20 protein-coding genes are annotated in these 19,218 nt (G+C 44.6%); 14 read left to right on the top strand and 6 right to left on the bottom strand.

From position 1 onward, the window contains the following. Positions 1–68: 68 nt before the first annotated feature. The 5 genes from ABN764_RS14205 to ABN764_RS14185 are packed head-to-tail and all read right to left on the bottom strand — an operon-like array spanning position 69 to position 3,616. Positions 69–1,130, bottom strand: a complete 1,062-nt coding sequence (locus ABN764_RS14205) for a polysaccharide pyruvyl transferase family protein (RefSeq protein ID WP_446672272.1) — start codon at positions 1,128–1,130, stop codon at positions 69–71. Further along, on the bottom strand, positions 1,127–2,287 hold the full coding sequence (locus ABN764_RS14200; protein WP_446672271.1) for a glycosyltransferase: 1,161 nt from the start codon (positions 2,285–2,287) through the stop codon (positions 1,127–1,129). The genes ABN764_RS14205 and ABN764_RS14200 overlap by 4 nt, the downstream gene beginning before the upstream one ends. Continuing rightward, positions 2,277–3,002 (bottom strand): glycosyltransferase family 2 protein, encoded by a 726-nt coding sequence (locus ABN764_RS14195; RefSeq protein WP_446672270.1) that lies wholly within the window; start codon positions 3,000–3,002, stop codon positions 2,277–2,279. Before ABN764_RS14195 ends, ABN764_RS14200 begins: the two co-directional genes overlap by 11 nt. A gap of 36 nt (positions 3,003–3,038) precedes the next feature. Next, positions 3,039–3,230 carry a hypothetical protein gene (locus tag ABN764_RS14190; RefSeq protein ID WP_021253590.1) on the bottom strand — a complete coding sequence of 64 codons (192 nt, stop codon included), beginning with the start codon at positions 3,228–3,230 and terminating at the stop codon, positions 3,039–3,041. A gap of 23 nt (positions 3,231–3,253) precedes the next feature. Continuing rightward, the gene (locus tag ABN764_RS14185; RefSeq protein ID WP_446672269.1) at positions 3,254–3,616 is read right to left on the bottom strand and encodes a hypothetical protein; all 363 of its coding nucleotides are present in this window, start codon (positions 3,614–3,616) and stop codon (positions 3,254–3,256) included. A gap of 323 nt (positions 3,617–3,939) precedes the next feature. Between ABN764_RS14185 and ABN764_RS14180 the strand changes: the two genes are divergently transcribed. The 3 genes from ABN764_RS14180 to ABN764_RS14170 are packed head-to-tail and all read left to right on the top strand — an operon-like array spanning position 3,940 to position 5,664. Beyond that, entirely contained in the window at positions 3,940–4,590 is a 651-nt protein-coding gene (locus ABN764_RS14180) for a DsbA family oxidoreductase (RefSeq protein ID WP_021253588.1), read from the top strand. Positions 4,591–4,638: 48 nt separating this feature from the next. Next, a complete protein-coding gene (locus ABN764_RS14175) occupies positions 4,639–5,232 on the top strand; it encodes a nitroreductase family protein (protein WP_021253587.1) in 594 nt (197 codons plus the stop codon). Between the two features lie 42 nt (positions 5,233–5,274). Next, positions 5,275–5,664: a nuclear transport factor 2 family protein gene (locus ABN764_RS14170; RefSeq protein ID WP_446672268.1), complete on the top strand. Its 390-nt coding sequence runs from the start codon at positions 5,275–5,277 to the stop codon at positions 5,662–5,664. A gap of 86 nt (positions 5,665–5,750) precedes the next feature. Here ABN764_RS14170 and ABN764_RS14165 read toward each other — a convergent pair whose 3' ends face one another. After that, the gene (locus ABN764_RS14165; RefSeq protein ID WP_446672267.1) at positions 5,751–5,981 is read right to left on the bottom strand and encodes a hypothetical protein; all 231 of its coding nucleotides are present in this window, start codon (positions 5,979–5,981) and stop codon (positions 5,751–5,753) included. A 247-nt stretch (positions 5,982–6,228) separates the two neighbouring features. On the opposite strand from ABN764_RS14165, the gene ABN764_RS14160 reads away from it, so the two are divergent. The 11 genes from ABN764_RS14160 to ABN764_RS14110 all read left to right on the top strand — a co-directional run. Then, a complete protein-coding gene (locus ABN764_RS14160; protein ID WP_315746762.1) occupies positions 6,229–6,819 on the top strand; it encodes a TetR/AcrR family transcriptional regulator in 591 nt (196 codons plus the stop codon). A 65-nt stretch (positions 6,820–6,884) separates the two neighbouring features. After that, a complete protein-coding gene (locus tag ABN764_RS14155) occupies positions 6,885–7,373 on the top strand; it encodes an HXXEE domain-containing protein (RefSeq protein ID WP_174810179.1) in 489 nt (162 codons plus the stop codon). Between the two features lie 175 nt (positions 7,374–7,548). After that, on the top strand, positions 7,549–8,127 hold the full coding sequence (locus ABN764_RS14150) for an RNA polymerase sigma factor (RefSeq protein WP_446672266.1): 579 nt from the start codon (positions 7,549–7,551) through the stop codon (positions 8,125–8,127). Then, positions 8,102–9,277: a DUF4179 domain-containing protein gene (locus ABN764_RS14145; protein ID WP_446672265.1), complete on the top strand. Its 1,176-nt coding sequence runs from the start codon at positions 8,102–8,104 to the stop codon at positions 9,275–9,277. The genes ABN764_RS14150 and ABN764_RS14145 overlap by 26 nt, the downstream gene beginning before the upstream one ends. A gap of 33 nt (positions 9,278–9,310) precedes the next feature. Next, complete coding sequence (locus ABN764_RS14140; RefSeq protein WP_446672264.1) at positions 9,311–10,675, top strand: ABC transporter substrate-binding protein; 1,365 nt, start codon at positions 9,311–9,313, stop codon at positions 10,673–10,675. Positions 10,676–10,756: 81 nt separating this feature from the next. Continuing rightward, positions 10,757–12,091, top strand: a complete 1,335-nt coding sequence (locus ABN764_RS14135) for an extracellular solute-binding protein (RefSeq protein WP_446672263.1) — start codon at positions 10,757–10,759, stop codon at positions 12,089–12,091. Positions 12,092–12,233: 142 nt separating this feature from the next. Next, positions 12,234–13,508 carry an ABC transporter substrate-binding protein gene (locus ABN764_RS14130; RefSeq protein ID WP_446672262.1) on the top strand — a complete coding sequence of 425 codons (1,275 nt, stop codon included), beginning with the start codon at positions 12,234–12,236 and terminating at the stop codon, positions 13,506–13,508. A gap of 67 nt (positions 13,509–13,575) precedes the next feature. Next, on the top strand, positions 13,576–14,979 hold the full coding sequence (locus ABN764_RS14125; RefSeq protein ID WP_446672261.1) for an ABC transporter substrate-binding protein: 1,404 nt from the start codon (positions 13,576–13,578) through the stop codon (positions 14,977–14,979). 129 nt (positions 14,980–15,108) lie between these two features. Continuing rightward, positions 15,109–16,074, top strand: coding sequence for a hypothetical protein (locus ABN764_RS14120; protein WP_446672260.1), 966 nt, complete (start codon positions 15,109–15,111; stop codon positions 16,072–16,074). A gap of 363 nt (positions 16,075–16,437) precedes the next feature. Further along, positions 16,438–17,793, top strand: coding sequence for an ABC transporter substrate-binding protein (locus tag ABN764_RS14115; RefSeq protein WP_446672259.1), 1,356 nt, complete (start codon positions 16,438–16,440; stop codon positions 17,791–17,793). A 108-nt stretch (positions 17,794–17,901) separates the two neighbouring features. Beyond that, a partial coding sequence (locus ABN764_RS14110) for an ABC transporter substrate-binding protein (protein ID WP_446672258.1) occupies positions 17,902–19,218 on the top strand: 1,317 nt, incomplete at its 3' end.

Genomic DNA, 19,218 nt, shown 5'->3' with positions numbered 1-19,218 from the left:
AGGAACATATAAGAAAGCCCTAGACGATGTCATAGGGCTTTCTTGCATGCACATGTTGCGTCTTGCTTTTACAGCAGTTTGTCTGCGAAAGGAGTGACAAGCTGTAATTTCACGCGTTCTCGAAGCTCCTGCATTTGACTAACGAGGTACGCGCGATTTTCTTGAATGTAGCTTGCTGTTTCTATTAATGCTATCTCCATATAATCGGCATGAGTTGGTATGATAATAGTTGGGAGACTCATCGAATGTACAAAGTCATACGATTTGAAGCGGTAGCCCAAGCAGATGAATGGGATTCCTGCAGCAGCGGACAATACATTGGCGTGTAGTTTCAGGTTGACAGTGAAATCGAATCTTTGTACTAGTTTTAAATAGGAGTCAAGGGAATGAATCTCTTGATCGAATACGACATGGTCTGGGAATCCGATTTTTTGCTGCAAACGTTTGGCGGCTTCACGGTCTGGTCCCCACACTACATAAATGTAGATCTTGTATCCCTCTCGAATCCAGCGCTGCGCCGCATAGGCAAGTTCATTTTCTACAACGGATTCATTGCGTCCATAGATGCGATTATAAGACGTTCCCCAGTTCAGACCGATCCAGCGTTCACCAGTTTGTCTCACACCTGCATGGTCTGAAGTAGGGAGCGTGGCCAGCATGGCAGGATCCCCGCTAATGGATACACGATCCATTTGTACACCGTTGTTGGACAAGTATTCATAAGTCCATGGACCACGTATGCCGCAATATGCCGCATTGCTGATAACCTCATGCAGCATTGTGCGATATTCGGCACTATCAGCTGCAGGTTCAGGGCTTAAGGAGCGGTCATCATTGATCATCAGTCGACTGAGTCGATCATGCCCGCTGCCCCAGATAATTGTTGTTTTGTTCTTCTTGGCAGCGTGATACATAATATCAACATACCCTGGTATAAGAAGAGAACCTCCGCCAAGCACTACGGTGTCATAAGGGGAGATATCGTTCACATCAACACCTGGCAATGAAGGGATGATTTCGTACTTATCCGGTTCCAAATATGCCTGTGACATGTTCTGGAACATGCTCCACATCCATTCATCCCCGAAATTGTTGTAGCCAATCCACCCCAGATATAGTATTTTCCTCATTTGTGTTGCACCTCCTCTTGGCCGGCTTGCAGGATGACATGTCGATAGAGATCTTCCAACTGATTCACGATTTTGTGAATATCGAAATGCTCTAACGTCCACTTACGGCCCTGTAACCCGGTCTTGCGCAAGGATGCTTTGTTAGCCAATGCCTCGCGCAGTTCACTCGCGATTAATTCTTCGGACGGCTTACATACGGAAGCATGGTCACCGAAATATTGCTTCCATGCCTGTTCATACGTGGATGGCGTGACAAGCCCGAAGTACCCGTGGTTGCCGATAGCAATTACCGGCTTGCCGCAGGCCATTGCCTCCAATGCTACTCTCCCTGTGCCGACGACTATATCGGCGAGACTTAGATAATCGCGAACCTTTTTTTGACTTCCTACCATGTGAATGAACGGTTGTCCAATTTCAGATTCGATGCTTTTGGACAATTCGCGAATTTCGTGATATTGATGCCCATCTCCGACGATGACGATATTCAGTTGAGAACGTCCTTCCAAGCTCAGTCTTCTCGCGGCCCAGATGAGCATTGTGCACACATAAGCCTTGTCCCATGACAACCTGCTGGCGTACACGATGGTGTCTGCATGATCCGGTATACCGAGACGGCTCCGTAAAGAGGAGGAATCCACTTCGATGAACTCGTCCGGATTTACTCCATTTGGGATTAGCTCAGATTGAATATTCATGCTCTCCAAGAATTGCCTCACTGGATGGCTTACACTAATGACAGCGTCACTATATTGATTCATAGTAGTCAATTGATCCTCAGGATAATAAGTGCCATGAGCGGTAAATACAACGGGAATTCCTAGCTCTTTTGCCGCCATTGCGGCGTATAGGCCAGACGGTGATTGGTGAACGTGAACGACGTTGATTTTCTGGGTTTTCATGATTTGCTTTAATGAGGAGATGATTTTGGGCAGCATGTGGTTCTGCAAATGAAGAAGTGTTCCTGGCGATAAATCAACAGCGTGAATTTGACATCCTGCTCGTGCATAAGCCTCATACATATTGCCGCTGGCGCCGGCGTATATCGAGTGAATTCCACGCTTTTTAAGGGCTTTAACAATGCTAAGCACATGCGTCTCTGTACCCCCGACGGCTAAGCTGTCCATCACCATCATCACACGAATACGATTAGGATTCATTCGTTGGATCCTGCTTTTTTGAAAAATATTTTCGAGAGCGTTGTTTTGGGTGACTGCGGTAGTAATAGAGAACGTCAGGGATGTTGTCAATATTCAAATGGTTAGGATCCAGAGAACGGGCGATAAAATCATAATCTTCCGCGCCTTTTACACGTCTTGTGTGACCGCCTATACGATCGAACAGAGCGCCGCGCATCATGATTGTGCCATGACATACACAGTGCCCTCCTTTTTGATACGTTGTACGGATATGCTCTCCATAGCGAAGCCATTTTGGGATTGTAACGACCTCGTTCGGGTCGTGTTCGAACACGTGATAGTTTGTGCCTAACAATTCAATATTTTGATGAGCTTCTAGATAGTTGATTTGCTTTTCCAGCCGCTGCAAATGGGAGATATCGTCGGAGTCTTGGATTGCAATGTATTCGCCCTTCGCCATATAGAATCCGATTGTCATTGCTCCTGCATACCCGATATTCCGGGGAAGTGCCATTGTAAATATCGAATTATGATTGGGTAAGTTTATACGATTATCGAGAAGCCAAGCTTGTGTCTGTTGGATGGAATCATCGGTCGAACCATCATCAATCAGGATGATTTCCCAATTTGTATACGTCTGCTGCAAAATGCCGTTTAGGCATTCCTGCAAATAAGCTGCACGGTTGTAATTGGGAATTACCACACTGACAAGTCCTTTAATTCGAGAATAAGTCATATTTATACCACTCCAAATTCAGAATTCAGTATGAAATTAAATAATACGAATGTAAGAGATAGATTTTAAAGGGAAAACAGCGTATTGGCCATTTTCATACCCAGATATGCTAGATGTGCGCAGCGTTAGCTTCGTATCATCGACAGAAATGAGAGTGCCAGTCGTAGTTTCCAACGAAGTAGCAACTTGCAAATTAGAACCGATTAAGGGTCTAAGCTTGTCCATCATGGTCATCACCTCCTTTCATGAAATTAACCAGCTTGCAAAGAAATCGCATTGGCCAGCTGAACAATAACGACCAAATCTTCCGATTCCATAATTTCGACATAATCGTTTCCGACTTCTGTGATTATCCCTTCGACGATTCCAGCCGGTGTATTTATGGATACATTCCGATTCACATATCTCTCAATCATTTCCTGAAGTGGAGAGGAGGGAGGATGTGGCGTGTTCAGTTTTTCCATTTCCTGTTTGACTTCAGCTTTGAGTCTTTTGATGATGGGATTATCCTCATTTGGATTGCTAAGCAGTGAATCATGCACTGCTTGTTTGACAATATTGCTAATTCCTTCGAGCAGTGCTTGCAGCTCTTTCTCATTTGCTCTGAACCACATAAGCGTCTCACCTGATTTCCTCATTTTTCGATAAAATATGATACATTTTATACGTTTCCTAGCTGATTTGATTGAGCAGATATACGAAATCTATGAAAATGTTTGTTTGTATGGAAGCAATTATCATGTAAAATTTCAATTAATTAACATTTTCGGAGACAGTTTTGTCTTCGTTTTCGAAATAGTGAAGGAAGATAAATAGGAAGAGTTGACTTTCTTTATGGTTGTAACTATAATAGTTACATCGAACGAATTATTTTTTTGTTATCGGTGTAACTACAGTTGTTACATCATATTGAGATATGGAAGGCGAGGACTTGGATATGACTGTGAAGATTAAAGCCTATTCTGATTTTGTATGTCCGTTTTGTTTTCTGGGCAAAGGCCCGTTGGATGAAATCGTAAAGGAGAAGGACGTAGAAGTGGAATGGATGCCATTCGAGCTTCGTCCCGAACCATACCCAAAGATCGATCCGTGGAATGAACCTGATAAGCTTGCATCGTGGGATGCATTTATTAAGCCAACAGCAGAGAAGCTCGGCATCGATATGCGTCTGCCGCATGTATCTCCTCATCCATACACCAACCTGGCATTTGAAGGGTATCAATATGCGAAGGAACAAGGGAAGGGCAACGAATATATTCAGCGCGTGTTTACAGCCTTTTTCCAAGAAGAGCAGAATATCGGGGAGATTGAAGTATTGACGAAGGTTGCAGAGGAGCTTGGCTTGGATGCAGCAGCGTTCCGCGGGGCGCTTGAATCCCGCACATATCGTGAAGCTCATCAAGCTGCGATCAAGCATGCTTATGAAGAGGCTCGCATCTCAGCTGTACCGACATTCATTATCGGTGATCAGGTGATTCAAGGTCTGGCTAGCAAGGAGCGTTTGGCTCAAGCCATTGATCGCGCAGCTTCCAAGCAGTCTTTTGACTCGATTGAAGGCATGCAGTGCGATCTCGATGGAAATTGCTAAGTTTATCATGTATACCAACCACATTATTTATAAATGGAGGAAACCTCAATGACAACATTCAAAGACGCAATCATCAACCGCCGTTCCATTCGCAAAGTAACTAAAAATCCCGCGATTACAGAAGAGCGCATCCGTGAAATTTTGAAAACATCCTTGCATGCTCCAACATCATTCAACATGCAAAGCGGCCGTATGGTCGTATTGTTGGACGGTGAACATGAGAAGTTCTGGGACATCGTGAAAGAAACGCTGCGTGCTCGCGTTCCGGCAGAGAACTTTGATGCAACCGTTCAAAGACTGGCAGGCTTCCGCGATGGTGTAGGAACAGTCTTGTTCTTCGAGAACCAAGCAACGATTCAGAGCATGCAAGAAAATGCTCCTAGCTATAAAGAGCAATTCCCGTTCTGGTCCCATCAAGGCAGTGCAATGCTGCAATATGCAGTATGGACAGCGCTGGAAGCAGAGGGTATCGGAGCTTCCCTTCAGCACTACAACCCGATCGTAGATGAAGAAGTGAAACGTACATGGGATATTCCGCAAGAGTGGTCGTTGATCGCGCAAATGCCATTCGGTGAGCCGAATGAACAACCAGGTGAGCGCAGCTTCCTGCCGTTTGAAGAAGTTGTAACGTTCCACAAATAAGATTATGTAGTAAAATAGTTAGTTTTCGTGGGAGGGCTGGATATGGAAAGTCAGCAAGCAAATGTAGACATCATCCGCCGCACCTATGAAGGGCCTGAATTTCTGTTTGGAGCATTAACTGACAGCACGGTATGGACGGAAGCGGCCGGATATCCGTACGGTGGCACATTCCATGGAGCCGCTAGCATTAAGAGCAATGTTTTTGAACGCTTAGGAACGGACTGGGACGGCTTTGTCGCCACTGTGCACACCTTCCATGAGGTTACGAAGAAAAATATCGTAATTACAGAAGGCGTTTATACCGGAACATACAAGGCTACAGGGAAATCCATTTGTGCAGATTTCGTACATGTATGGAAGCTTGATGATGGCAAAATTACAGCATTCAAGCAATACGTTGACAGTCATGTTGTTGTTCAGGCTATGTCTTAGCATCATGAATAGAAGAAGCATGTCTCTCGTTATAGAGGGCATGCTTCTTTGTGCTTGAAGCGCCGTCACTTGTGCTTCATCCGGTATTACTCGTCAATTAACTCCAGCAAATAATCGGTATACTTTTCCTCGCTCATTCCCGATATGGCATCACGAAGTCTATCCTCAGCTTGCTCAGGAGATAGAGCTTCAAAGTCTGCTTCCTGCATACTTATCATTCGCGCTTGAAATTCAGGCGAACTATGCTGCGTTATATATTGAATCACTTGCTGCAGGGGCATTTTCTTGAGTGCCCATATACTGATACCATCACTCACGGAAGTACCTCCTTCTATTTGTTGAATTGGTATATACCGTTATCGTGTCCGATTTCCGAGGCTCAGATTCTTAGATACTCCATATTACATATTAGGGTTGACACTGCTGTTATAGAGGAGTAGGATGGGAATATAGGGTTTTGAACATATGTTCAAAACGATCGTTCAAAACAAGTGTTCAATAAATGGGGCCAGCATATTCGCAGTTCCTATTATTCATCAATAACAACATGAGAGGAGAACAAAGATGGTTCAAGACACAAATGACGTGAAGGCAAAGATTCTTGGCGCGGCGAAGAAGCTGTTTGCACGCAATGGGTTCGAAGGAACAACGGTAAGGCAAATTTGCGAAGAGGCGGGAGTAGCGCTTGCGCTTGTCTCGTACCATTTTGGCGGCAAGGAAAAGGTGTTTTATGCGCTATTTGAGTCGTCGATTCCCAATTATGCAATGGCAACCTATGCGTTGCAAGATCCGGAGGCAGACTTTGCGAATTTTATACGTGAATTTGTTCGCCTGCGTCAGACAGAGCCTGAGCTCATTAACTTGCTGCAGCAGGAGATCATTATGCAAAGTCCGCGTATGGAGAAATTGCAAGCCTATGTCTATACATTGTGGAAGCAGCTTCGCGACATACTGGAGGCGGGTAGAGCGAAGGGATGCTTCCAATTCACTTCCTTGAAGCAGACGCTGCACTTTATCATAGGAGCACTCATTTTCACTCGAAATGTACCTGCGCTAGATGACTTGTTCGAGACAACAGTCAAAGAAGAGAATGCAGAGAGTGTTGACGAGATTGCTGAATGCACCGTTCATTTTCTCTTGAATGGGTTGAAGTAAACATAAGATGTTCTTTGTAAGAATACTTGGTATTGCTTGAATGTTCCAATAAGGAGGAATACAATATGAATAGTTCTATTATTATCTTGTTTTTGTTCGCATTTACGATACATAACTTAGAAGAAGCAGTGTGGCTCACCAGACAATCTTCCGCAGCTGGGAAGGTGAAGATGCATAAAGCCGTTACTCAGGATCAGTTTTTGTTTGGCTTATTTTGGGTGACTGGATTCGCTTATTTGATTACAGCCCTATATATCATCTATCCAGACGTTGCATTGTTCAAATATGCGTATTTCGGCTATGTGGGTGGAATGATCTTTAACATCATCTTCCCGCATTTGATATCGACGATTATCGAACGCTGCTATTCGCCAGGTTTATTTACGGGCCTATTGGTCATCGTTCCGATTGATAGCCTCATTATGAAGACAGGGCTTACTGCAAATGTTATTTCAGTAAGTGAGCTTATTATCAGTACGATCATTGCTGGTGTTGTCATAATGGCCAGCATTCCATTTAGTTTCAAGGCAGGCAAGAAACTGATTACATACTAACCTTATTAATGAACAAATCTTTTGAATTGAATACCGGAACGGATAAGCAGTATGCGCCAATCGGATAGAACAACTATTCGGTTGGCGCTATCTGTTTTTTTATTTTTGGCCACGTGTCACAAATCGGAGATTACGGTTGTTATAGAGGTTGGAGAGCATCAAGGGAGGTGAACCTGTGGAACTATCCAGCCCGGGTGAACGACAACAGAAGCAGCAATTTATTGAGGCAATTGTTGTGAAGGTGCAGGAAGGAGATGATGAAGCTTTTGCAATCCTTATTCATCATTTCGAGAGGCAAATGTACAGCTATTGCTATTATCTATTAACGAATCGAGAAGAAGCAGAAGATGCTTTGCAGGAGATTTTCCTACAGGCCTACCGCAATCTGAATCAATACATACAGAACACGAACTTTTCGGCTTGGCTGTATAAGATTGCATATAACCACAGCATGAATGTACTGAAGAAGAGAAAACGCTGGTATCGGCTGCTCTTGCGCAGTAGAGAGATTGCACCTAATCCTGTTCCTATCAATCATGCATCAATCATTGAGAATATGCTCGAACTATTGACAGTGGAGGAAAGGCATATTCTGCTGCTTCGAGCAGTTCAGCAATATAGCTTTACTGAGATAGCGGACATTATAGGCAGTAATCCAGCTGCGATTCGCAAGAAATATGAGCGGCTGCGTACCAAGCTTCGGAATAACGATAAGGAGGTCTTTGCGAATGGCGAAATGGTCCAACCGAACTAAGCTGACTGATCAAGAAATCAATCAGATAGAACAGATCATTCACGATACCGAAATGCCGGTCGATACATACAGTCATCGGATCATGAATCGGATTCGGGAAGAAAAAGCAGCGAAGAAGAAATCGATCTGGAAGCCAGCATTGATCGCTGCCTCCTTAGCAGCCGTTATTAGCGGCGGTGTAGTTGGAAGCGGGTTCGTCTCATCAACGATGGCGCATGCATTAAGCAAGCTGCCCTTCATCGGCGTCGTGTTCCAGCAAACCGGCGATTTTGGCCTTTCTTACGCGGTTGATAACAATCTGGTTACAAAAATCAATCAATCCATCACTCATGACGGGGTTACGCTTCGGATTAAAAACATAGTTTATGATGGCATCCGCTTGGCTTTTACGTGGGAGCGTGAAGGCGAAAATCTGTCTTCTTATCTGTTCAGTCCCTCTTTAACAGACGATAGGGGAGTAATTCGTCGAATTCGTTTCTTGGACTCTTCACTTGAGGAGATAACATACGACTTAAGTTTAAGTATGTACCAAATTCCTGGAGACCCAGATTCGGGTATTTCAGTTAGTTGGAGTGAACCCTCAGTAACGAGAAATGGAAATCTCAGCAGCGAGCCGAAACCGCTACCCGATGAGTTCAATATCCGCATGAATGTATCATTATCGGGAGTTCGGGAGGTGTTCATGTTCAATATTCCGGTGAAGAAGAATACGAAAAATATTAAATTTACAAAGAATATTACGAAATCTTATGACGGTCTTAGCCTGTCGCTTGAGAAATTGGAGTTAACCCCAATCACGACACGAGTGATGCTGAGAGGAATAGGAGAAATGCAGCATGTTCCCGATAAATTTATAGGTCCGAAAAATGACTTTGGACTGCGCGATAACCTGCTGTTCAGTGCAGACGTGTTCGATGATCAGGGGAACAAGGCGAAAGGACTGATACATGCGGGACTTGGAGGATTAGCTAATAAGTACGAAGAGTCGAATGATTATGGATTGGATTTGATGTTCGAGCCATTCCGGCAAAAACCGAAGTCGATTACGATCAAGCCTTTTTTGTATGATTATGAGTCTTTAGAAGCCCGGAAAATCGAAAAACATTATCTGAAAGAGCTAGAGTTCACCATAGAGCTAGAAAATGAATAGCGTCTTAGGAGCGAGGAAGGAGAGGCAGCAAGTATGGGGAAATCGAGAGTCACAATCACACTCCTTATGATAATCGCATTGATAAGTGGATGTGCCGGCAAGACGCTAGAGCATGACGAGTCCATACAGACAAGCAAAATCAAGGTGCTGTATCAGGATGAAGATGCGTACTACGTCGATATCGACAAAATAAAAATGATGAACTATCCAGTGGATCAAATCGAATTTATTGTCCAGACGAACGAATTTGCCAAGTTCAAGAATGGAAAATCTCTCGATGAGTTTTACGAGGGGCAGAAAAAGTTCCTAGACAGACACAAGCCGGATGTCATTGTTGTTGACGAGAACCTGTTCGCGGATACCGCCCGGGAAGGGAAGCTCTATGACATGGAGGCTGATCTGCAAGATGAAAGTTTTCATCTAAATGAATTTATGCCAGGTCTGATCGATCGATTGAAAAGCAGAGGGGACGGGAAGCTGTATGGAATAGCGCCCTTTTTCTATAGACAGGTCTTATTTTACAATAAGGACTTGTTCGAGAAGCATCACGTTGCTCCTCCACGAAGCAATATGACATGGGATGAGGTGCTGGAGCTGGCTGGACAAATCTCCGATCCCGGTTCGGGGAAGCGGGATTTTCACGGCATTTATCATACGTACTCCGCCGCCCCGGCGATGATGTACCAGATCGGTTCTTCTTCCGGACTGAGCTTGTTCGACGAGAAGGGGGAGAAGCTGCTGATCGATACAGACGGATGGAAGCATGTCATAAAGAAAATGACAAAAGCAGTGAGAAGCCGTGCGCTGCTCGTTCATCCGAAAGAGCGCAACATGACCCATGATGGGATTTTTTTAGATGGGGATTCTGCCATGTTAATCGGTGATCCATCCTTTATTCATAAAGATGTGATGCAGCCGGACGATAAGAGAAAATTACACAAAAAATGGGGCGTCCTGTCGCCGCCTGGCAATCCGAAGTTGGCAGAGGCGAATATGAAGCTGCCCTATGTGTATGCAGTAGCAGCAGATTCTGATAACAAGCAGGCTGCGATGGAATTCGTCAAATTCATCAATGGCAAGGAAACAATGGGGACATACTTCCAACGCTTTGTTTATGACTACGCGCCGACGCGCATGGGCAATCTGAATGATTTTGATTCAACAGTAACAGAACCGTTCTATCAATTGAAGCCGCAGAAGGCCGACGGCATATGGGACAACCCGAATGTACCTCGTGATTTCTTTCTCGCCTTCGAGCCGATCCTGTCGGAAGAACTGCAAGCGGTCATTGACGAGAAGAAAACCGTAGATCAAGCAGCTGCCGAATTAAAGGAGAAGGGGCAAGCTGTATTACACCAATTACGTCACAAAGCACGCTCAAGTAATTTAACTTCCTAGTAAACACATGAGTCCCTTATTGGTAAACGTCTGGTCTGTTCTTTGCGATAAATATGCTGGAAGGAGAGTAGGAGAATATCTATGAAAAAGGTATGGAGAACGGGAATTTTCATGCTGACGATTTTATCCCTGCTGAGCAGCTGCGCCGAACAAAACGAAAAGCTCGAGCCACTTCAGGCTGGCACAATCAAGGTCGTCTATCTCGATGAGGAATCATTCTATGAGGATTACGGGAAATACTTCAAATTACAATTTCCGCAAATTGATGTGGAAGTGATCAGCAAGTCGAAGCTCATTACCGAATTTAATAATGTAAATGATTATGAGGAAGCGACTAGGAAGTTTCTGAATACATACAATCCTGATGTATTGCTGTTAGATGAGCAAATGTTCAAAGCCTTCGTTGAGGAAGGCAAACTGTATAACCTGGAGACAGCCATTCATCAAGATAACTTCGATCTGAATGGGTTTATGCCTGGACTCATCGACAAGCTCAAAGCGTTAGGCAAGGGTGATTTGTACGGCCTTGTACCGAGTGTCACCTTACATGCCCTGTATTACAACGAGGATTTGTTCAAGGAATATCAGCTAGAACCGCCGAGAAATAAAATGTCCTGGCAGGAGCTATTGGAGCTGGCTGACAGATTTATGGGTCAAGGCAGTGGCGGCCGACACGTGTACGGCTTGGAGGAAACTTATTCCGATCCCGGACGAGAGGTACTGAATATCGGCTTCGATTCTGGATTACAGCTATTCGACGAGAAGGCAGATCATGTGCTTATCAATACGGACGGCTGGAAAAGCGTCATGAAGCTCGTCACGGATGGAGTCCGCAGCGGGTCGGTGATTCTAAATTCGAATGGCAGCAACAAACATTTTATGAACAAAGAAGCGGCCATGATATTTGGTTCGCCAGATCTCATGCTGTCGCTCAAGCAGAACGGTATCCAAATGAATTGGGGCATCGCAACCATGCCCGTCCATTCAAATGATGAGTCCGTGAATATATCTTCACGTGAAATCTTCGCCATATCAGCCGCTTCTTCCAATAAGAGGGCAGCTTGGGAGCTGGTCAAGTTCGTAAACGGTGCAGACATGGCGAAATCCAATTCCAAAACATATAACGGGACATTGCCGTCGCGGACAGGATTTTTGAAGGAATACGACGGAAAAAGCCTAGAAGCCTTCTATATGCTAAAAGTGAGGGAAACAGCGAAAAAATGGGGGAACGCTCATGTTCCGGAGCCCTTTTTCCGCATGTTCGTGGAGCCGATGCGAGCAGAAATGCAGGCAGTGATTGAGAATCGAAAAACGGTTGATGAAGCAGCCGCCGTGTTGGAGGAAAAAGGACAAGCGGTGCTGATGCAAGCACGCAGTGAAACCGGAAAAAGAGGAATCGTTGATAGGAAGCGATGAGCTATGTACTCCACATATACATCATGTCACGAACGACAATAAAAGGGGAAGCGAGCGAATTATGCATAGAAAATATAAACTTGTACTTCTATTGCTGACAATCATGTCACTATTGGGTGGATGCTTTGGGGGAAATTCAGAGATGGCGCCGCTGAAAGACGGCAAAGGGAAGCTTAAGATCGTGTATCAGGATGAGGAATCATTCAATCGGGATTATGGGAATTTATTTCTAATGAAATATCCGGATATTGAAGTTGAAGTGATTGCTCAGGATGAGTTATTTGAACAATCCGAGCAGAATTCTTCCTTTGAATTAAATGAAGAAAAGAAGAGAGTAATAGAGAAGTATAAGCCTGATGTATTGCTGTTGAATGAGAGCATGTTCGAAGCCTTTGCCCAGGATGGGAGGCTGTATGACCTCGATATGGTCATCAACCAGGATAAATATGATATTGACGGATTCATGCCTGGGCTTATCGATAGGTTGAAAGAGAAGGGGAACGGAAAGCTATTCGGATTGGCGCCCTATTTCGAAACTCCTGTGTTGTATTACAATCGCGGGCTGTTCAAAGAATACAATATCGAACCGCCGCGAGACAAAATGAGTTGGAAAGAATTGTTGAACTTAGCTGGCCGATTCGGGAACGAGGGGGTATATGGCCTGTATCAAACGGAGAAGCCCGAAAAGCTGTTGTATAATATTGCGGCTGCCTCTGGGCTTCGACTGGTTGACGCTAAAGGAGAGAAACTGCTTATTCAATCCGAGGGCTGGAAGGAAGCTGTAACGATGACTGCTGATGCGATCCGCAATAAGTCCGTGTACATTCCGGAGCAAGACGCCAACAATGAGCGTATGGATCGCTATTACGAGCCTTTTCACCAAGAAAAAGCCGCGATGACATTTCAAGAGTCCTGGTTCACTGATCTTTTGAAAGAAGTTCCGATGTATGAAAAAACGCCGAAGATCGATTGGGGTATTGTTACGACACCGGTCGATCCGGCCAGCCCGAATGAATCTGCCTATGTGCATTTGTCAGAAATTTATGCGATATCCGCAAATTCTGAAAATAAGCGGGCAGCATGGGAATTTATCCAATTCATAAATGGAACGGACATGGCTCAGGTCGCCACGCTGGGGAATAACGGGAAGCTGCCGACGCGCACAGGCTATTTTAAGGATCTGGAAGGCAGAAGCACGGAGCCATTCTATCTCTTGAAGCCGAAACAAGGGGTAAGGCTGTTGGAAGATAAGAACATTCCTCACGGGTTTAATGAACTGTTCGACCCGTTATTATCAGAAGCAATGCAAGCGATCATTGATAAACAGAAAACGATAGATGAAGCGCTCGCGGAGTTGGAGTTGAAGGGGCAGCAAGCATTAGTCAAGGTACGTGAAGCGGCAGCGAAGAAATCGTAAGGGAATCTCGATTCTGGTTCCCGAATATGCAGATACATATACATAACGAAGCAAGGGAGAGAGAGAATTGCGAGGACGAATTAGCTGGAAAATGGGGATAATGCTTCTCATTATTATGTCATTGGTAAGCGGTTGTTTTGGTAGAGAATCGGAAGTAGAGACCTTCAATAAGGTAAAAGGGACAATTAGAGTCGTCTATCAGGATAAAGAGGCATTTTATCGAGATTATGGGCAATTGTTCAAACTGAAGCAACCTGATATTGATGTTGAAGTAGTGAGTAAATCGGAGTTGTACTCCAAGTTCGGAGATCCTGAATTCGATTTTGAAAAAGAGTCGCAGAAACTGCTGGACAAGTATAAGCCCGATGTATTGCTGCTGGATGAGACATCGTTCAAAGAATTTGCCCAAGGCGGTAAGCTGTATGCGATTGATGGAGTCATTAAGCGAGATCGTTATGATTTAGAAGGGTTCATGCCAGGTCTTACCGACAGGCTCAAAGCAATGGGCAAGGGGACATTGTATGGACTCTCCCCCACTATAGATACCACTGTATTATACTATAATCGTGATATATTCAAGGAGCATAATATTGAATCTCCTCGAAATCAAATGAGCTGGAGGGAATTTTTTGAACTGGCGACAAGCATATCGAATGCAGGCGGTACGGATAAGCATCTGTATGCGCTAGCCCAAGAATATGGCGGAGCAGACAGCCTGATGTATGAAATTGCTTCCTCAACAGGCTTGAGGCTGTTCGACACGAAGGGAGAGCAGCTGTTGATCAACTCGGAGGGCTGGAAGGAGGCCATCCAGCAGGCGACGGATGCGGTGCGAAGCAAGGCACTGTATATTCCACCAGCTAATAAAGGTCCGCAGCCCATTGAACCGGAGAAAGGGCTCTTCTTCACAGGTAAGGCTGCAATGAAGCTGGGAAGGCCGTGGGATTTGGCGCATTTAAGGAATAAGAAAGCCGAGAAAATCAATTGGGATGTTGTGACAGCTCCGATCGATCCTGCGACACCCGATGAAACCGGAAATATAACCATTCACGAAATTTATGCGATCGCAGCTGATTCCGGCAATAAGGAGGCCGCATGGGAACTCGTCAAATTTATAAACGGCACGGAAATGGCTAAGGTGGCAGCTCGAACGACTGTCGGCATGATCCCTACCATTCCTTCCAGACCGGAATATTTCAAGGAATTGGACGGCAGAAGCACGGAAGCATTCTATGCATTGAAGCCGAAGGAACTGTCCGCATTGGATGCTTTGTGGGGCAACAAGAACGTCCCTGATGACTTTAACAGTTCCTTCCGGCTATTGTTGTCCGAAGCGCTGCAATCCATCATTGACAATAAGAAATCGGTGGATGAGGCGGTGAATGAACTGCAGACGAAGGGCCAAGAAGCGCTTCGGGTCGCGCATGAACTACAAGAAGATAAACGATTGCACGGCAAAAATGGAAAATAAATGACGAATTGTGGCAATTTATTTCTTATTTTATTCTTAAATTTTATTCATTGAATGTTAAGTTGAGTATTAGATGTTCAATGTTAGCATAAAAGGGATGTTTAAATATGAAACTTAGGAGGAAATAAAATGAATGTAAACAAAACAATTCTAGCGGCTATAATCGTGTCAAGTATGTTGGGTACAGTGGCAGGCCCAATTCCTGCAGGAGCTGAGTCAGCGCATGAGCAGGAGCAAACGAATAATAAGAAGGTTCAAATTGACAAAACGATGGCCGTCAAATTGCAAAAAGCGGTAAATCAATTTGCTGGAAAAGAGATTAAGCTGCAGAATGTTGCCGAGTCATTGGGCGGTTCAGAGGCGAAAGTTACATCGGTAGATGGTAAGTACACTGTCTACTTTAATGATAAAGGAGGAGTATGGTCGATAGACGGAGCGGTTCCACTTGATAAAATCAGCAAAGAGACTCAGGAGAAGGTGCTGAAAGCACTGAAAAAGGCATACGAAAAGAAAACATACGTCCTTGATAAAGAAGCGATTCTAATGCGGCCTTATGATGGAAAAAAAGAGAAACTAAAAGATCATTTTGCGTATGCCTTGACAGGGAAAGGTTTTCAGGCAGTATGGAGGAGTGGAACAGATTTTGTCAGTGAGGTTACAATAAAGCTTGCCAAGAAAGAACTCGATTCGAAATGGCTGGAAACAGCAGCAAAAACGATGAAAACGGCTTTCGATCATGATTTGAATGTAACAGAGGCGTTGCTTGTTTATAGCGGAGAAAATTACCATAGGTTGATACTTAAGGATAACGATGTATCTCTTGAGATGGATGCAAAAAAGGGAAAGATTGTGAACGTATTTCATCATACAAGAAAAAAAGAAACGACCGACCAAAGGATTACGGTAAAAGATGCAAAGGAAGTGGTCGCTCCGCTTGCCAAGGAATTATTCAATATCGATATTGCGGAATATGAAGTGAAATGGGACAACACAAATAAAGATTACGGTTTCGTTAAAGGCAATGAAACGATAATGAGAGCAGCATTGGATGCCGATAAGAACGCGGTGTATATTTTATCAGATGGCCCAGCATGATTGCCGTGCCAATAGACGTTATTGGTCTAAAAATAGAATTACAATATGAATGCACAAATTTGTACAATAACTAATCTGAATGTCTAAAATCCGTTAAAGTTCACACTTTGATGGATTTTTTTTATTCCGTACCTATTGCGATTGACATCTGAATGACTTGCCACTGACTTGCGTTAAGTGCACAGATTACCGATCAGGGTACTTCTCTGTCCCAATAAATTTCGCAATGCGTCACATTTCACATGATCCGGATTGTTATATATTAGGAAAGCTTCTTGGGAGAGTAAAACTGAGACGATTTCCTGCCCCGAGGAAAAGAACAGAAATGGAGAAAAACGGAGATGGAGAGGGGGAGTAAGAAATATGAACAAAGGTTGGAGAAATGCAGTTCTACTCGTATTGATCATGTCATTCATAGGCGGCTGCATGGGGAAGAAGGAAGTGCTGGAACCGCTGCAGCCAAGCAAAATCAAGGTGGTCTACCGGGATGAGGACGCCTTCTACCGCGATTACGGGAAGTATTTTCATATGAAATATCCGCAAATTGAGGTTGAAGTCATTCCCCAGATGCAGGTGCTGAAAAAGCTTGGGAAAATCATTAATGCGGATGACTATTTTGTAGAAAAAAAGAAGCTGCTAGAGAGCTCGGGCGCGGATGTATTTTTACTGGACGATTATATATTCAAGCTCTTTGCCCAAGATGGCAAGCTGTATGATTTGGAGGACGCGATCCGCCAGGATGAGTATGATGTGGATGGCTTTATGCCGGGATTGCTGGACAATATCAAAAGTTTGGGCAACGGGAAGCTGTACGGACTGGCTCCATCCTTCAACAGGGAGGTTCTATATTATAACAAGGCCTTATTTAAGGAGCATCAAATCGAACCACCGAGGAACAGCATGACCTGGCAGGAACTATTTGATTTGGCTGCGAGATTTTCCAATATTGGTGCTGGCGACAATAAGGTATACGGCTTGTATGAATACTTCGGAGACCCAGGCAGGCTGATGTATCAAATCGTTGATACATCCGGCTTAAGGCTGTTCGATCCAAAGGGAGAGAAGGTGCTTCTAAATTCAGAGGGCTGGAAAGATGCAATGAAGCTGGCAGTGGGTGCGGTACGCAATAAATCGGTCTATTTCCATCCTGAGAGTCAAGTGTATACACAAAAAAGCTACTTTTTCGAAGGGAAAGCCGCAATGATGATTGCGAATTCCTTCGTGATGACGGAATTGAAGCAGCGGCCTACTTATGTGGAGGGGGAGAAGCCGATAGATTGGGGCGCGGTCACGGTGCCGATTGATCCTGCGGAGCCATCGCAATCCATTTCTCTTTTCGAAATCGCTGCAATTGCAGCCGACTCGCCGAATAAACGTGCAGCCTGGGAATTCGTCAAGTTCGTGAATGGAGAGGAAATGGCCCAATCTCGTTCAAGAACAATAAACGGCTCGCTCCCCTCACGTACCGGCTATGCAAAGGAAATCGACGGCAAGAGCACGGAAGCCTTCTATCTGCTGAAGGTCAAGCAGGGGAACACGATATGGATGAATGAGCATGTTCCAGATGTCTTCTTCCGATTGTTCGATAAGCCGCTACAGAAAGAGATGCAAGCTGTTATTGATAATAAGAAATCAGTGGACGAAGCGTTAGCCGAGCTGGAGATCAAGGGACAAGAGGTACTCCTAAAAGCGCGTGAAGCACAGGAGAAGAAGCCTTGAATAAGAAATAAAGAAGCTTCGTAAGCTGTATAACTTTGAATTTTACTATAGAAGAAATCAGGGTTCATTGTGAACTGCGCTTAAACAAAGAAGGAGAGCTAGAAAGATATGCATAATAGATGGAAAATAGCAATACTGATGCTGACGATCGTTTCCCTAATGAGCGGTTGCTTCGGCAAGAAGGAAGTGCTTGAGCCATTGCAGCCAAGCAAAATCAAGGTGGTCTACCAGGATGAGGACGCCTTCTACCGCGATTACGGGAAGTATTTTCATATGAAATATCCGCAGATTGAAGTTGAAGTCATCCCTCAGGTTCAGGTGCTCAAAAATCTCGGCCCTATGATTAGCGGAGAAGATTGGGACGCGGAAATGAAGAAACTGCTGAAAAACTCCGGTGCTGACGTATTAAGGATGGAGACAAATATGTTTCAATCATTTGCGAAAAATGGCATGTTGTATGAGTTAGAGGATGTAATCCGGCAGGACGACTATGATATGCAGGGCTTTTTGCCAGGGGTAATCGATAGAATTAAAAGCTTAGGCAATGGCAAGCTGTATGGGCTTGCTCCTTATGTGGATCGACAGGCTTTATACTATAACGCAGCATTGTTCAAAGAGCATCACATCGAACCGCCAAAGAACAATATGACCTGGCAGGAAGTGTTTGATTTGTCTGCGAGATTTGCCAATATCGGAAGCGGAGACAGTAAGGTGCACGGGTACTACGAATGGATAGGAAGCTTACGCTACTTCTTGTTTAGAATCGCCGATACCTCTGGATTGAGGCTGTTCGATCCGAAGGGAGAGAAGGTGATTCTGAACACTGAGGGCTGGAAAAAAGCGATCAAGCAGACAACAGATGCGATGCGCAGCAAAACGGTATTTTTCCATCCGGAAGGCCAGATTTATTCGCAAAAAAGTTATTTTTATAATGATCAAGCTGCGATGATGATCAGCAATGCTTACACATTCCTAGAGCTTATCAATAACAAGAAAGATTGGGGTGTAGTTACAGCGCCAATAGATCCTGCAATGGATTCTTCAAGTATCGACTTTGAATTCATCTATGCAGTTGCAGCCGACTCAGCCAACAAGCGTGCAGCCTGGGAATTCGTCAAGTTCGTAAATGGCCCGGAAATGGCGCAGGCCCGCTCTCGTACACTGAAGGGCCAGCTTCCTTCGCGCAACGGCTATATGAAGGACATAAAGGGCAGAAGTACGGATCCGTACTATACGCCAAAGATCAGGGCGGAGAACAACATTGAGAGAGATGAGCGTATCCCATCCGGGTTCTTCCCATCATTCGATAAGCTGCTGCGTGTGGAGCTGGATGCCGTCGTCGCGAACCAGAAAACAGTTGATGAGGCAGCAGCTGCTCTTGAGGAGAAGGCACAGGAATTGCTAATGAAAGTACGAGAATCTGCA

The organism is Paenibacillus wuxiensis, from assembly GCF_040195695.1.
Taxonomy (GTDB): domain Bacteria; phylum Bacillota; class Bacilli; order Paenibacillales; family Paenibacillaceae; genus Paenibacillus_B; species Paenibacillus_B suaedae.
Note: the sequence above shows the minus strand (reverse complement) of the source record. Positions and strands in the feature narration are given on the sequence as shown.

What these genes read in the sequence shown, in the direction of transcription:
- ABN764_RS14205 (WP_446672272.1), bottom strand. Translation starts at nt 1,130, where the DNA reads ATGAGGAAAATACTATATCTGGGGTGGATTGGCTACAACAATTTCGGG.
- ABN764_RS14200 (WP_446672271.1), bottom strand. Translation starts at nt 2,287, where the DNA reads ATGAATCCTAATCGTATTCGTGTGATGATGGTGATGGACAGCTTAGCC.
- ABN764_RS14195 (WP_446672270.1), bottom strand. Translation starts at nt 3,002, where the DNA reads ATGACTTATTCTCGAATTAAAGGACTTGTCAGTGTGGTAATTCCCAAT.
- ABN764_RS14190 (WP_021253590.1), bottom strand. Translation starts at nt 3,230, where the DNA reads ATGATGGACAAGCTTAGACCCTTAATCGGTTCTAATTTGCAAGTTGCT.
- ABN764_RS14185 (WP_446672269.1), bottom strand. Translation starts at nt 3,616, where the DNA reads ATGTGGTTCAGAGCAAATGAGAAAGAGCTGCAAGCACTGCTCGAAGGA.
- ABN764_RS14180 (WP_021253588.1), top strand. Translation starts at nt 3,940, where the DNA reads ATGACTGTGAAGATTAAAGCCTATTCTGATTTTGTATGTCCGTTTTGT.
- ABN764_RS14175 (WP_021253587.1), top strand. Translation starts at nt 4,639, where the DNA reads ATGACAACATTCAAAGACGCAATCATCAACCGCCGTTCCATTCGCAAA.
- ABN764_RS14170 (WP_446672268.1), top strand. Translation starts at nt 5,275, where the DNA reads ATGGAAAGTCAGCAAGCAAATGTAGACATCATCCGCCGCACCTATGAA.
- ABN764_RS14160 (WP_315746762.1), top strand. Translation starts at nt 6,229, where the DNA reads ATGGTTCAAGACACAAATGACGTGAAGGCAAAGATTCTTGGCGCGGCG.
- ABN764_RS14155 (WP_174810179.1), top strand. Translation starts at nt 6,885, where the DNA reads ATGAATAGTTCTATTATTATCTTGTTTTTGTTCGCATTTACGATACAT.
- ABN764_RS14145 (WP_446672265.1), top strand. Translation starts at nt 8,102, where the DNA reads ATGGCGAAATGGTCCAACCGAACTAAGCTGACTGATCAAGAAATCAAT.
- ABN764_RS14140 (WP_446672264.1), top strand. Translation starts at nt 9,311, where the DNA reads ATGGGGAAATCGAGAGTCACAATCACACTCCTTATGATAATCGCATTG.
- ABN764_RS14135 (WP_446672263.1), top strand. Translation starts at nt 10,757, where the DNA reads ATGAAAAAGGTATGGAGAACGGGAATTTTCATGCTGACGATTTTATCC.
- ABN764_RS14130 (WP_446672262.1), top strand. Translation starts at nt 12,234, where the DNA reads ATGGCGCCGCTGAAAGACGGCAAAGGGAAGCTTAAGATCGTGTATCAG.
- ABN764_RS14120 (WP_446672260.1), top strand. Translation starts at nt 15,109, where the DNA reads ATGAATGTAAACAAAACAATTCTAGCGGCTATAATCGTGTCAAGTATG.
- ABN764_RS14115 (WP_446672259.1), top strand. Translation starts at nt 16,438, where the DNA reads ATGAACAAAGGTTGGAGAAATGCAGTTCTACTCGTATTGATCATGTCA.